Source organism: Carboxylicivirga taeanensis, assembly GCF_051851475.1.
Lineage (GTDB): Bacteria > Bacteroidota > Bacteroidia > Bacteroidales > Marinilabiliaceae > Carboxylicivirga > Carboxylicivirga taeanensis.
Genome location: NZ_JBPUSJ010000015.1, coordinates 22,302 through 34,959 on the forward strand (window position 1 = coordinate 22,302; position 12,658 = coordinate 34,959).

Sequence of the window (12,658 nt, forward strand, 5' to 3'; positions counted from 1 at the left end):
TTTACGGCCCTTATTTATACTACCTAATCGGGATTCAATCCAAATTTTCGCGTTCAATTGCTCAAAGTTTTTTTCTATTTCAACTAAGGGTATCACTTCCATTTTTCGACATCTCCATATAAAGCATTAAGAGAAGGTGAAATGAATGAATCATACATACTATTATTAAAGCATTTTCTAAGAGAAACAACTTCAGAGGAAGAGATGCTTATTGAAGAGTACAAAGAAGTGCACAAAGCCGAATATGAGGTATTCAAAAAGATTTGGTCAACAGGCGGGGGGCAAATCGATGTGAGGCAGTTTGACACCCAAAAAGCTTTGGCCAGGGTAGAGCAGGCCGTTACCCAAAGAAATAAACCTCAACCGAAACTCATTTCGCTCCTGACTCGCTTCAAAAGGGTTGCCGCTGCTATTGTTGTCTGTATTTTATCTGTTACGGCTTATTTGATGGTGGCACACTTCACATCGACAAAAACACTAGTTGTAGATTGTACGATGAGTGGCCCGGAAAACAATGTGGTTCTCTCTGATGGGACGACAATCTGGCTCAATAAGGGTGCGAAATTAACATATCGAAAAACTTTCGGCAGCAAAGAAAGGGTTGTTAGCCTGTCTGGGGAGGCTTTTTTTGAGGTAGCCAAAGATAGCCTGAGACCTTTTACTGTTAAAATGCAAACAGCCGATGTACGTGTGTTGGGAACCTCCTTTAATATTAAGGAGTTGGGAAACAAAACAAGCGTAACTGTAGCAACCGGAAAAGTAAGTGTAAAGGCCAATCAGCTAGATAAGTCTGTGGTTCTTATCCCGGGGCAAACGGCGGAAGTAAACCACAATTCTTTAGATTATTTTGATACATGGAATAAAAACTATTTGGCCTGGAAAACGGGCGTTTTTGTATTCGAAAATACACCATTACCTCAGGTGATAAGGGATTTGAATACTTATTACGATACTAAAATCGAGTCAATACCTTCAGGTGGCAACTCCTGTTTATTAACAGCTAACTTTAACCAAAAGCCATTGGCTGAAATTATTGAAGTGTTGAGTCTCACTTGCGACGTTAATTTCAAAAAAGAAAGTAATACCTATCGGCTCTCTGTTCAATAGGTGTTCACATCTCTTCTAAATCAATATATTAATATAATTAAATCAATGAGAAAGATAGCAATAGTAGCGATGCTACTCATTGTATACAGCCATCTGTATGCCCAAAAAGGTGATAAAATAACGATTTCTTTTGATGATGTTTCAATTGAAACTGCCTTGAAAAAGCTCGATAATCTATTAACAGAGACAGATTTCTCTTATAACAGTAAATTGCCAGCCTTAAAGGAAAAAGTGACCCGATCGTTCCATTCAATGTCATTAGATAGTGTTCTTACCGATGTATTTAAGGGACTTCCGCTCACTTATAAAAAAGTAGGAAGTACCATTGTCATTATCAATAAGAAAAAGGAAAACGTTAATGGAAGGCAAACTGTATCAGGGTTTGTTTATGATAAAACAACCGGAGAGTCACTTATAGGGGCAACTATTTCAACTGCAGACAGCAGGTTGGGAACGGTGACGAACCAGTATGGTTTCTATAGTTTGACTATGGATGAGGAGGTAACAACAATTGCCGTGAATTATCTGGGGTATAAGGAAGAGAAGATCCTTACTACAGGTAAAAAGAGGCTGGATGTGAAGCTTTCACAGGATATGAATAGTTTGCATGAAGTAGTTGTGCAGTCTGATCGAGCAAGTGAAGAGAAACAGTTTGCCGGAGTTGTTAGTTTAACACCCAAAGAAGTCAAACAATTGCCACTTTTTATGGGCGAACCTGACATTCTAAAAGCGATACAGCTGCAAAATGGTGTTAAAACGGTGAGTGACGGTGCTTCCTTTTATTATGTGCGAGGCGGAAATTTCGATCAAAACCTCGTGTTAATGGATGAAGCGCCGGTTTACAGTCCCTCGCACATCATGGGACTGGTTTCGGTGATAAACGGTGATGCCATAAAAAATACCAATTTTTATAAAGGGTATTTCCCAGCTCAATATTCAGGACGTCTTTCATCCGTTTTAGATATTGCTACAAAAGATGGAAATAATCAATCGTTTCAACTTGCCGGAGGTGTTTCAACCATTGGAGCCCGACTCGTAGCTGAAGGCCCTTTGGTAAAGGATAAGGTGAGTTACATGATTTCAGGTAGAAGAAGTTGGATTGACAAAATTATGAAGGGGAAGAATATGGCTTCTCCCGCTTATTATGATGTGAATGCCAAATTGCATTGTAAGCTGAATGCCAATAATAAACTGTACTTCTCATTGTATCAAGGGAAAGATAACTTTGCCTCAGATGGAACAGATTATCGTTCTGATTGGGGAAATACGTTAGCAACAGTTCGATGGAGTCACATTTTTAATGAAAAGTTGTTTGTCAATACATCCGTAATATATAATCACTTTAGAAGCTTTGTTTCATTTTCGACAACTCAGAATTCATGGGAAACTGAGGTTTCCGAAATCAGGTTGAAGCACCAGTTATCCTATTATCTCAATGATAGAAATACGATAACGGCTGGAATAAAAATGGGGCGTCATATTTTCCAGCCAGGACGGTTGAAGGCTTTAGACATTGACTTGGGAAAAAAGCAACTGCAGTCGTTCGATCTGTATGCTTTGCACCAATGGCACATTAGTGAGCCGCTAACCTTAAACTATGGCCTCAATCTAAATGTAACAGGAGCGCTAGGGAAGACCGAACTGTATACTCTAGATCAAAATTACAATATTGTTTGTACGGAGAAAAATAAGGGGGGCGTGTACAAAACCTGGTTTGGCGTAGAGCCTCGTGTCAATCTGCAATACAAGTTCAATGATCAACATCGTTTGTTTGCTGCCTATTCGCGTATGCAGCAATTTGTTCAGTCTCCTTATCCATATCAGAATGATTTTGATATGCTGAAAATGTGGATACCGGTATCTAATAATGTGAAACCTTTAAAAAATGATATTTTTTCTGCCGGATATCAATACGGAAGTAAATATTTCAGTTTTAGCTTGGAAGGGTATTATAAGCGAATTCAAAACCAGTTGGATTTTGCACCCTACCCCGATGTGCAAAGCATTACCTACGAGCAATATTTACGTAGGGGGAAAGCCACATCTTATGGATTAGAAGCAGGGGTGGGGTATAAAACAAATAAAGTAAATCTTAAAATTGACTATTGTTATGCCAAAACACGGGTGAAAGTGCCCGAGATTAATAACGGGCGAGCCTATGATGCAAAATTTGATATTCCACATCAGGTGAATGTGATAGCCTCCTACCAGTTCACCAAAAGATGGGGGATCTCTACCTACTGGAAGTATAGCACCGGAAAACCCTATACCTTACCGGTAGGTACTCAGTTATTAAATGGAGGAAGAACCATTGTGCCTTTGTATGGCAATATTCATAATGCCCGCTTTAAAGATTATCATCGATTGGATGCCATGTTAACCTATCGCCATAAAAAGATAAAAGACAAATGGCAAGGTACCGTCAATGTGGGGGTTATTAATGCCTATGGCCGGACGAACCCTGTTTCAGTCAGCTATAATTACGAAATTATGGCATTTAAGCCATCCACTGAAACTTTCTATAAATACCTGCCCATGTTATCCTACAATTTTAAATTCTAACGATTATGATTGTGATGTTTCGAAAATTTAAGGTCATCCTTTTTAGCATTGTTTGGTTGGCACTACTTCTCACTTCTTGTTCAGATTCTCTGGATTTGACAGATTTTGTAAAAGATTATTCTACATCGGTGAGATACGTCATTGAAGCTCAGATAACCACTACTCCATCCAAACACCATGTGATAATCACACGCCCGGCAGGGATCAATCAGCCTCAGGATTTCCAAGGAGTCTCCGGCGCCAAAATTACATTGTCAGATGGTGAAAATACATATCACTTTAAAGAGCTGCCATCAAAGCATCCCAAATATGAGGTGTTTAATGCGCCGTATAGTGCGAAGATATCAAACGGAATTTACGAAAGTGAAACCTATTTTGCCGGAAAAGAAAAAGGGGAGTACACTTTAACAGTTGAGATGGATAGTAAAACGTATACAGCAAAGCAAAGCATGCCGGTGGCTGGAGCAATGACTCCGGATGAATTTACTGTTTGGCAAAATACCGGTTGGTATACTACCGATGTTTTTGGACAATCAAAGTCATCCATTTGGGAAACAGGTCGGGCTTCGTTCGATGATGTAGAAATTGTTTTAGAAGGACGCATGAACTTTCATAATCGATACAGGGTTGATGAATATGCTGGATACAATAGCAAGGATGAGCTGCTAAGCTCAGAAGGCACCATACTGCGCAGATACACGATGACTTCGGGGTATGAAGCCTACGTATGGTCGGTCTTAAGTGAAACTCGCTTACAAAGCCTTAATAACGTTCGTCCGGTTAGTCTGCCTTCAAATTTTGACAGTGATGAGATTTCTGGTTATTTCTCAGCCGTCAGCTGTAAGGAGTATGAGGCTAACCCGGAGTCCTATCAGGCGCGCGATTTAAGCCTGTTTAATTCGAGCAAATCGTTTGGGACTCAATATGAGAAGGATAAGTATTCTAGAGATGGAAGGATGAAAATTGAGTTTTCACCTTTAGGCGATTGCGAACTGGTGAGTAGTTCCGGGAAGCTATATGGAGCTTATGAAATTTTGAATCACAAACAGATTCTGGTCTATTTTACGGATAAATACCAGGAGGTGCCAACTGATCTCTATTATTTCTATGATGTGATTATGAAGGATGCTGAGGTGATTGAGACCGGATTCGGCACAGTTCATCGAGCTGGTAAATATGCAGTTATGGAAATTAGAAGTACCGATTCGTTAACAACAGCAGATGGTAAAGTCTGGTCATTATTATAAATTAAAATCAGAGATATGAAAAAGTTAATTACTTTAATTGTATTCAGTTTGCTTGTTTTTTCCTATGGAAAAGCACAAACTGTAGAAGTGAAAAATGTATTAGGCGTTTGTAAGTTAGAGCAAGCTGGGAAAAAATTCAAGTTGAAGGACCTGGAGCCTGCCTTTAAATTCGACCAAGAAGCGCTAGGTTTATTGAAAAAGACCAGGAGGCAGAAAGTGGGCTTGTTTTTTCTTGGTACTGCTGCCGGTTCGGCTGTTGGTATCCCTGTTGGAATGGCTTTGGGGGGAGAGAAGATGGATTGGACCTTGCTGGGTGTAGGCCTTGGCCTTACTGCGATTACTGTGCCACTTTATTCAAAATACAATAAGCGAATAACACATTTGGCCAGTTTGTATAATGAAAAGAACATAGGTGCATATAAAAATCGTTTTCAACCTCGTATGGAATTGGTAGCAAGTACGAATATGGCTGGAATAAAGATATTTTTCTAGCAATTAAGTAAGAATTATTATTAACTTTTTACAGCCCCATCTGGATGGGGCTGTTTTGTGATTTACAAGATAAGAATGCATGAGTTGGCTAAAAATACTGATTTAATACCAATAAGTTAATTTGAAATATTATATTTGACGAGCTAAAACGATTAAGCAATTCAGTAGGAATGAAAACAAGTATCCCAATATTGTTGGTTGTAAGCTTGGTCATGCAGGGATGCGGTTCAGGCATAAATGTATACTCCAAATTGTTGCATATTGGTAATGTGGCGCTGGAAAAACTGGGGTGGCAAGCCCGTATGGTCAGTAGTTACGATTACAAAGGAGCAGATGATGATGAATTCCTCGGTATTAACTCTCAACTAATGGTGGAGAATGGAAACATGGAAAGTTATAGATCAATTCTTGCAGGCTGGCCTGATAGCTTTAAGAAGTTTATTTATGCAAGTGAGGAATATGTTACCAACAATACCATAGTGGCAGATTACAAAAGTGTGGCGTTTTACTATTTTAAAAATCAATAATTTACAATTATGAAGAGCACGTTGTTTTTAACCTGTATGTTAGTTGCATTGCTAAGTTCAAATGCAACCATGGCTCAGGAAAAAAAGTACGAACCAAATTGGGAATCCATTGACAGCCGTCCTGTGGCATCCTGGTTCGAGGATGCAAAACTGGGTATTTTTATCCACTGGGGGCCATACTCGGTGCCAGCATGGAGTCCTAAAGGAACCTATTCGGAGTGGTACCAGTACTGGTTGCAAAGCAAATCCCTTTTCGGCAATGGTAATTTTACCGGAACAGAGGTGTATGACCATCATGTGGAAACCTATGGGCCCCATTACAGCTATTACAACTTTGGCGATGATTTCACAGCCAGTGATTTTGATGCCAAAGAGTGGGCCAAGCTTTTTGAAGATGCTGGAGCGAAGTACATGATGATTACCTCCAAGCACCACGATGGTTTCTGTTTGTGGCCTAGTGAGACTGCCAATAAAACCTGGGGATTTCCATGGAATGCCAAAGATGTTGGAGCAAAACGCGACTTGTTGAAAGAATTGGAAGTGGCCGTGAAAGCCACCGATGTGAAATTTGGAACCTACTATTCGCTTTACGAATGGTTTAACCCGCTTTATAAAAAAGATGCCGCTAAATTCGCGCTAGAGCACATGCATCCTCAATTTAAGGATCTGGTAGAGAATTATAAACCTGAATTAATTTGGTCAGATGGTGATTGGGATCAAACTCCGGAGACTTGGCAGTCAAAGGAACTATTGACGTGGTTATTTAACGAATCTTCAGTGGGAGAGACTGTAGTTATCAATGACCGTTGGGGAAAAGATTGTCGTTTCAAGCATGGTGGTTATTTCTCTACAGAGTATCAATCAGGACTGGATGGTTCGCATCCATGGGAAGAGTGCCGTGGAATTGGTTTTTCGTTTGGATATAATGTGAACGAAGATGTGGATGACTATGCATCCCGTCGAACCTTGGTTTACCTTCTGTTGAATGTAGTGAGTAATGGGGGAAATCTATTGCTTGATATTGGCCCTGATGCAAAGGGAAATATTCCACCTATTATGCAGGATCGTTTGTTGGCTTTAGGAAAATGGCTAAAGGTGAACGGAGAAGCGATTTATGGAACCCGAAAGTGGGAGCGCGCCTGTCAGTGGTCGAAAAAAGGAAAGAAAGACTGGAAACCTGAAGGGACACATTACCTGCCCGCAGATTTCATTCTTAAACAAACCGTCGAACAGCAGCCGGGGTACGCTGTGCGTGAGATTTTCTTCACTAAAAAAGGTAAGGATGTGTTTGCGATTGTACCAAAGTGGCCAAAAGATCAATTGATAATCCGTGATATGAAGGTGAAGCCAAATACTCAAATTACTTTGGTGGGTACCGACATCAAGATCGATTTCGAGCAGAAAGGCAAGGATCTGATTCTGAAAGTACCTTACCTGACGCCGGACGAGCTGCCATGTGAGTATGCTTATTCCTTTAAGATTTCGCAGTAAAACTTATAATTGAAGATGACAGGTAGAGACGGTTCTATCTGTCATTTTTTGTAATACAGTTAAACCGTTTATGCCCAATAGAACAGTCTGATAATGAAAAAAAGGAGCATCATATTATCATACTTTTTACCCCTATTATTCATTGTCATAGGATGTAAACATTATAAAGAACGATTAGTAACTGTGGAGTCATTGTTAAAAGAGATGACGGACCGGGATGGACTTGCCAAACTAGCTCCAATACCATTTAAAACATTTCAGGCCAGTAGTTATTCCCGAAAATCCACATCTCCTGAACAGGAGGGCTGGTTCGACAATGCAGATGCCAGCCAGCTTGTTCGGGTAGATACAACTGAAGGGCATATCGAATATGTGTTGATGAATGTGGATGGCTCAGGGGCAATCATTCGGTTCTGGAGTTAGTGCCATGTCCACCAGCTTACCATGGGTGCATCCGGAGGGAGTCCAGGTTCCGGTGAAATTCACAGAACGATTTGAGGGGGAAGGATTCAATGTAGAGAAGAGCACAGGCGGAGAGGTAATTACCCGGGCCTTCCTGTCGTACGATTGGAGTGCTCGTAACCATTTGTTATGGCGGGAAATTCAAAAGGGAGATGAACTGGTGGCTGTCTTTTATTCCGAAAAAGAACGAAAGGGCCGGTTGAGCTGTATTTACCCAAGCTCCCGACTATGTGGTTGTAGATGTCTTGCTCAATGGAGAAATGATCTTCGAAAACCTGGATTTGTACAACAAAGAACTTGCCCTTAAAGAGCGATTTTTTAAGAATGGAAGCATTAATAAGGGAAAGAATATTCTTAAAATTATAGCAAAAGGTACTAATCCATCTAGCGTAAATGCAGATAAGATGGGATTAGATTACCTGATGGTTTCAATGAATTAAAGTTCAGATAATTATGAATATGAAATTAGTCAAATTAACGTTTTTAGTATTATTCGTATTCGCGAAGGGGGGGGCAGCCCAATCTGTGAAGGTTGTTCCGCAACCACAGGTTGTAGAGCAAGTTCAAGGTAAGTTCGTTATAGATTCGAAAACAACAATTATTGATGGTGATGAAAATGCTTTTAATGCAATTTACCTAAAGGGATTGCTTGCAAAAACATGTCAAATTGAGCCAGCAATCAAATCAAAGGGAAACAAGGGTATAATTCTAAAGGTTGATAAAGAATTAACGGAAGAATTAGGAGAAGAAGGTTATTTGCTTCAAGCTGAAAATAAAGCTTTAGTGATTAAGGCACCAACACAGGCAGGGGTGTTTTATGGAATCCAAACCTTGAGGCAGCTGATGATTAAAAGTAGGGATGGAAAAAGCAAAAGTGACGTATGGCATGTTGAAGGTGTGCGTATTAAAGATAGACCACGATTTAAGTGGCGCGCTTATATGCTTGACGAGTCTCGATATTTTATGGGAGAAGAATTTGTGAAAAAAGTATTGGACCAAATGGCTTTGCTTAAGATGAACGTTTTTCATTGGCACTTAACCGACGATGCCGGGTGGCGCATGGAAATAAAGAAATATCCTTTACTTACAGAAATTGGAGCATATAGGCAGGATTCGGAAATTGGAGGTTGGGGTAGTGGCAAGACTGCTGGAGAACCTCATGGTGGATTTTATACACAGGAACAAATGAAGGATATAGTAGCTTATGCAGCCGAAAGAAATATTACAGTAGTTCCTGAGTTTGAAATGCCTGGACATTCGAGTGCGGCTATTGCTGCATATGCATGGTTAGGAACAGCAGGTAAAGACATTGATGTCCCTGTAAAATTTGGAAGGCATTATGACAATTACGATGTAACTAAACCTGAAGTAGTGCAATTTGTAAAGGACGTGTTATTAGAGATGTTTGAAATTTTCCCTTCCGAAGTTATTCATATTGGAGGTGATGAGGTTGGTTACAAGGTGTGGGAAGATTCAGAACATGTGCAGGAGTATATGAAAGATAATGGACTGAACACCCCAGCTGATTTGCAAATTAACTTTACCAATAAGATTTCCAAATTTATTGAAAAGAATGGTCGACGCATGATGGGGTGGAACGAAATCATGGGAAAAAACATACATCATGGTTTTGAAGAGAAAAAGAATGATAAAGATGCCGAAACATCTTTGGCTCAAAATGTTATTGTTCATTTTTGGAAAGGAGATGTCAAGCTTGCCACAGAAGCTGCAAAAAAGGGATATGGTATTGTGAACTCCCTGCATTCAAACACATATCTTGATTATGGCTATAAGTCTATCAGCTTGCAAAAGGCATATACATTTAATCCAATTCCTGAAGGATTAGATGAGGAGTTTCATACTAATATTTATGGTCTAGGATGTCAAATGTGGACTGAATGGACTCCAACTAATGTGGATGTAGAAAGACAAACATTCCCAAGAATAGCTGCTTATGCTGAAGTTGGCTGGACAAGAAGCGAACGAAAGGATTATAAAGTATTTCGAAATAATCTGAATCAGTTATTAAACTATTGGGAAGATCTGGAAATTAAGTTTGCCACAGAATTTGAAGCAGAAGATTAATAATGAATCAAAAGGTTTTGAAGGGACTTCTCTCAATTTCATTGGTTCATTCTTTCTTAAATTCATTCAGCCTAACGAGTGTGAATTCAAGAGTGAGGTTTCTCAATACGGGATTTTATACAGCTAATAAAATAGATTAACAGGGTATTGATTACCAATATAAATTAAATTGTATGAAAAAGATATTATACATTTTTGTGTTAGCATACCTCATTTATGGATGCAATACAAGGGAGCAAAATAAAAAGCATGCTGTCATTCAAGTTCCCGAAATAGTAGGAGAGTGGCAGCATATTTTTAATCCCAACGATACACGTTCGGAAATTGATACCACTTGGTACACTAACGATCATTGTTTTGCCAAAGGTCCAGATGGCGATTGGCATGCTTACGGAATCATCGGTCACAAACCCATCAATCCATGGACCGGTGAAAACAAGCTTTTTCACATTTCGGCCAAAACGTTTAAACAGAAAAAATGGGACGATCACGATTATGCTTTAAGGGTGAAACCTGGTGTGGAGCGCGTGCTTTGGGCCCCTCATGTCTTTCAAGAAAATGGTAAAAGCTACATGTTTTACAATATTGGTAACATGCAGCAGAATGCTCCCAACTATGCCAGCTGGGGACAGTTGTGCCTTGCCGAATCGGAGGATATGTTTGATTGGAAAAGGCACGAATTTAATCCCTTATTCAGCGATCCCGGTCATGCACGCGACTCCTATATCTTAAAGGATAAGGGCATTTATTATTTTTATTATACCCGAACCTTTAATGAAGTAGATTTGCGTTCTTGTGTGGCAGTGCGTACCAGTCCTGACCTCAAACATTGGAGCGGGCCTAAAATTGTGCATACCCAGGCTTATGAAGTAGATTGGGGTGGTGATGCGGAAAGTCCGTTTGTGGTGAAGAAGGATGGGGTGTTCTATCTTTTCGTGTGTCGCGCCATGACTAAATACAACCAAACCCATGTTTATTGGTCAGAAGACCCAATGAATTTTCCTATTGAAAACTTTGTTTGTGAGTTACCTACACATGCTTCAGAAGTCATAAAAGTATCAGAAGGTGAGTGGTATATTTCTAACACAGGCTGGGATAAGAAAGGTTTGTATGTGGCGCCGTTAAAATGGCGTGTACAGTAAAATTGATAAGTTTTAACAGCAACAACCTGGTCGATTGTAGTTAACAGGCATTAGATGCTTATGGTGTATTAATTATTAAAATGAATATGCGAAATTTAAAAGTTCTATTAATTTCACTGCTGATAATTTCGTGCGCTGCACAAAAACAGGATAGAAATAAAAAACGAAGCTTGGTCGAGCTAGCTGAAATTCCATATTTAAAAGGTGAAAGTATAAAAGCATTTGATGCCAAACCCTCATTTGCATTAGATGATAATAACTGGTTTACCAACGATCATTGCTTTATTGAAGATAAGGATGGAGCCCTGCATTGGTTCGGCATCAATAATCCTTATCCGCCCGAAGGAAAAAGTTTGTACCGCTATCATCCATACTTGGGGCATTTGAAAAGCACAGATCCAACAAAAGAATGGGAACGCCTTCCAATGGTGATTGATGAGGCAAATGGCACAGAGTATGTTGGAGCACCGTATATTGTTTGGCACGAAGAGTCAGAACGTTGGGTAATGGTACTGGAAACTTTCTTAGACGGTAATCGGAGAATGGAAGTAGCCTGGTCGGATGATCTATATAATTGGGAACGGACATACAAAGCTATTCTACCTGATATGTTATGGCTGACCAGTAGGGATCCACATATTACAAAGGGGAAAGATGGGAAATATTGGATACACTTGGTGAGTGTTGACAGTAGCGTAACACCATCCTTATCACAGGTCGTACGCCTCAAAACCAGGGACTTTGTGACTTTTGAAGGGCCACAACCCATTATGAGCATTGCCGATGGTGTTAGTTGGAGTGGAATCGAATCTCCCTTTTTAATTGAGCGCAATGGACTTTGGTATCTATTTTTCACCTATGCGCATCGCCGATATACCGAAACAATTGTTGTGGTTTCTGATGATCCTGAATATTTTAATTATGAGAGTAACACACTGACAACTTTGTTTGGTCATGCTATGGAAATTTTTACGTATAAAGGAAAAACTTATGCGACCTCTTGTGGGCCAGAAGATCAGCACTATCTGAATCATCAATCGATATCTATTACTGAGCTTGGATGGTTAGAGCAATAGTAATAACAGTAAAGTATCTGTATTTTATGAATTTAAATTGCGTTCAAACGTTATTAATAGGGTTTAGTTTGGTGGTTTGCCCGTTGAATTGAATTCATAATTATTCTAAATAAGTATGTTTTTTTGTCATTTTAGAAAAAGCAATTATTTTTGCTGAATCGATATAGCAGCAATAACATGATATCACGAATATTGAAGAGTATTATTAAAATGTCAGGTTATATTGGGAGTTAACAGGTTTTGCAATTGATAGAAGGAGAGTAGATATTTTTACTATGAAACTTAGGAGAAAACTCTCAAGTATAATAGTATTTCTATATTATGTCCTTTGTTTGATTTATTCATGGTGCAGAGATTGGCTAATATAGATTGAATAGTCCTAATATTTTTTTTAATTATTGCTAAAACGATTAAGCTTTTAAATATACGCTACTTACTATGAATAGGGAGCTTAAATAGATTGGTCA

11 protein-coding genes are annotated in these 12,658 nt (G+C 39.3%); all 11 read left to right on the forward strand.

Translation table 11 applies throughout. The annotated features are described in order from the left end of the window. The first annotated feature begins 141 nt into the window (after window positions 1-141). Window positions 142-1,107 carry a FecR family protein gene (locus tag ACSX1H_RS16725; RefSeq protein WP_439185381.1) on the forward strand — a complete coding sequence of 322 codons (966 nt, stop codon included), beginning with the start codon at window positions 142-144 and terminating at the stop codon, window positions 1,105-1,107. A 45-nt stretch (window positions 1,108-1,152) separates the two neighbouring features. Then, window positions 1,153-3,669, forward strand: coding sequence for a TonB-dependent receptor domain-containing protein (locus ACSX1H_RS16730; protein ID WP_439185382.1), 2,517 nt, complete (start codon window positions 1,153-1,155; stop codon window positions 3,667-3,669). Between the two features lie 5 nt (window positions 3,670-3,674). Then, on the forward strand, window positions 3,675-4,916 hold the full coding sequence (locus tag ACSX1H_RS16735; protein WP_439185383.1) for a hypothetical protein: 1,242 nt from the start codon (window positions 3,675-3,677) through the stop codon (window positions 4,914-4,916). A 15-nt stretch (window positions 4,917-4,931) separates the two neighbouring features. Then, window positions 4,932-5,408: a hypothetical protein gene (locus ACSX1H_RS16740; RefSeq protein WP_439185384.1), complete on the forward strand. Its 477-nt coding sequence runs from the start codon at window positions 4,932-4,934 to the stop codon at window positions 5,406-5,408. A gap of 170 nt (window positions 5,409-5,578) precedes the next feature. Beyond that, complete coding sequence (locus ACSX1H_RS16745) at window positions 5,579-5,935, forward strand: hypothetical protein (RefSeq protein WP_439185385.1); 357 nt, start codon at window positions 5,579-5,581, stop codon at window positions 5,933-5,935. 9 nt (window positions 5,936-5,944) lie between these two features. Further along, window positions 5,945-7,426, forward strand: a complete 1,482-nt coding sequence (locus ACSX1H_RS16750) for an alpha-L-fucosidase (protein WP_439185386.1) — start codon at window positions 5,945-5,947, stop codon at window positions 7,424-7,426. 93 nt (window positions 7,427-7,519) lie between these two features. Beyond that, on the forward strand, window positions 7,520-7,849 hold the full coding sequence (locus ACSX1H_RS16755) for a hypothetical protein (RefSeq protein WP_439185387.1): 330 nt from the start codon (window positions 7,520-7,522) through the stop codon (window positions 7,847-7,849). A gap of 269 nt (window positions 7,850-8,118) precedes the next feature. Next, complete coding sequence (locus tag ACSX1H_RS16760; RefSeq protein WP_439185388.1) at window positions 8,119-8,328, forward strand: hypothetical protein; 210 nt, start codon at window positions 8,119-8,121, stop codon at window positions 8,326-8,328. A gap of 13 nt (window positions 8,329-8,341) precedes the next feature. Then, a complete protein-coding gene (locus ACSX1H_RS16765; protein WP_439185389.1) occupies window positions 8,342-9,973 on the forward strand; it encodes a beta-N-acetylhexosaminidase in 1,632 nt (543 codons plus the stop codon). Between the two features lie 173 nt (window positions 9,974-10,146). Then, entirely contained in the window at window positions 10,147-11,115 is a 969-nt protein-coding gene (locus ACSX1H_RS16770) for a family 43 glycosylhydrolase (RefSeq protein WP_439185390.1), read from the forward strand. 170 nt (window positions 11,116-11,285) lie between these two features. Beyond that, window positions 11,286-12,191, forward strand: coding sequence for a hypothetical protein (locus ACSX1H_RS16775; protein ID WP_439185391.1), 906 nt, complete (start codon window positions 11,286-11,288; stop codon window positions 12,189-12,191). Window positions 12,192-12,658: the final 467 nt, after the last annotated feature.

Bases quoted from the DNA above. Each gene is read 5' to 3' on its own strand.
- ACSX1H_RS16725 (WP_439185381.1), top strand. From the start codon at position 142: ATGAATGAATCATACATACTATTATTAAAGCATTTTCTAAGAGAAACA.
- ACSX1H_RS16730 (WP_439185382.1), top strand. From the start codon at position 1,153: ATGAGAAAGATAGCAATAGTAGCGATGCTACTCATTGTATACAGCCAT.
- ACSX1H_RS16735 (WP_439185383.1), top strand. From the start codon at position 3,675: ATGATTGTGATGTTTCGAAAATTTAAGGTCATCCTTTTTAGCATTGTT.
- ACSX1H_RS16740 (WP_439185384.1), top strand. From the start codon at position 4,932: ATGAAAAAGTTAATTACTTTAATTGTATTCAGTTTGCTTGTTTTTTCC.
- ACSX1H_RS16745 (WP_439185385.1), top strand. From the start codon at position 5,579: ATGAAAACAAGTATCCCAATATTGTTGGTTGTAAGCTTGGTCATGCAG.
- ACSX1H_RS16750 (WP_439185386.1), top strand. From the start codon at position 5,945: ATGAAGAGCACGTTGTTTTTAACCTGTATGTTAGTTGCATTGCTAAGT.
- ACSX1H_RS16755 (WP_439185387.1), top strand. From the start codon at position 7,520: ATGAAAAAAAGGAGCATCATATTATCATACTTTTTACCCCTATTATTC.
- ACSX1H_RS16765 (WP_439185389.1), top strand. From the start codon at position 8,342: ATGAATATGAAATTAGTCAAATTAACGTTTTTAGTATTATTCGTATTC.
- ACSX1H_RS16770 (WP_439185390.1), top strand. From the start codon at position 10,147: ATGAAAAAGATATTATACATTTTTGTGTTAGCATACCTCATTTATGGA.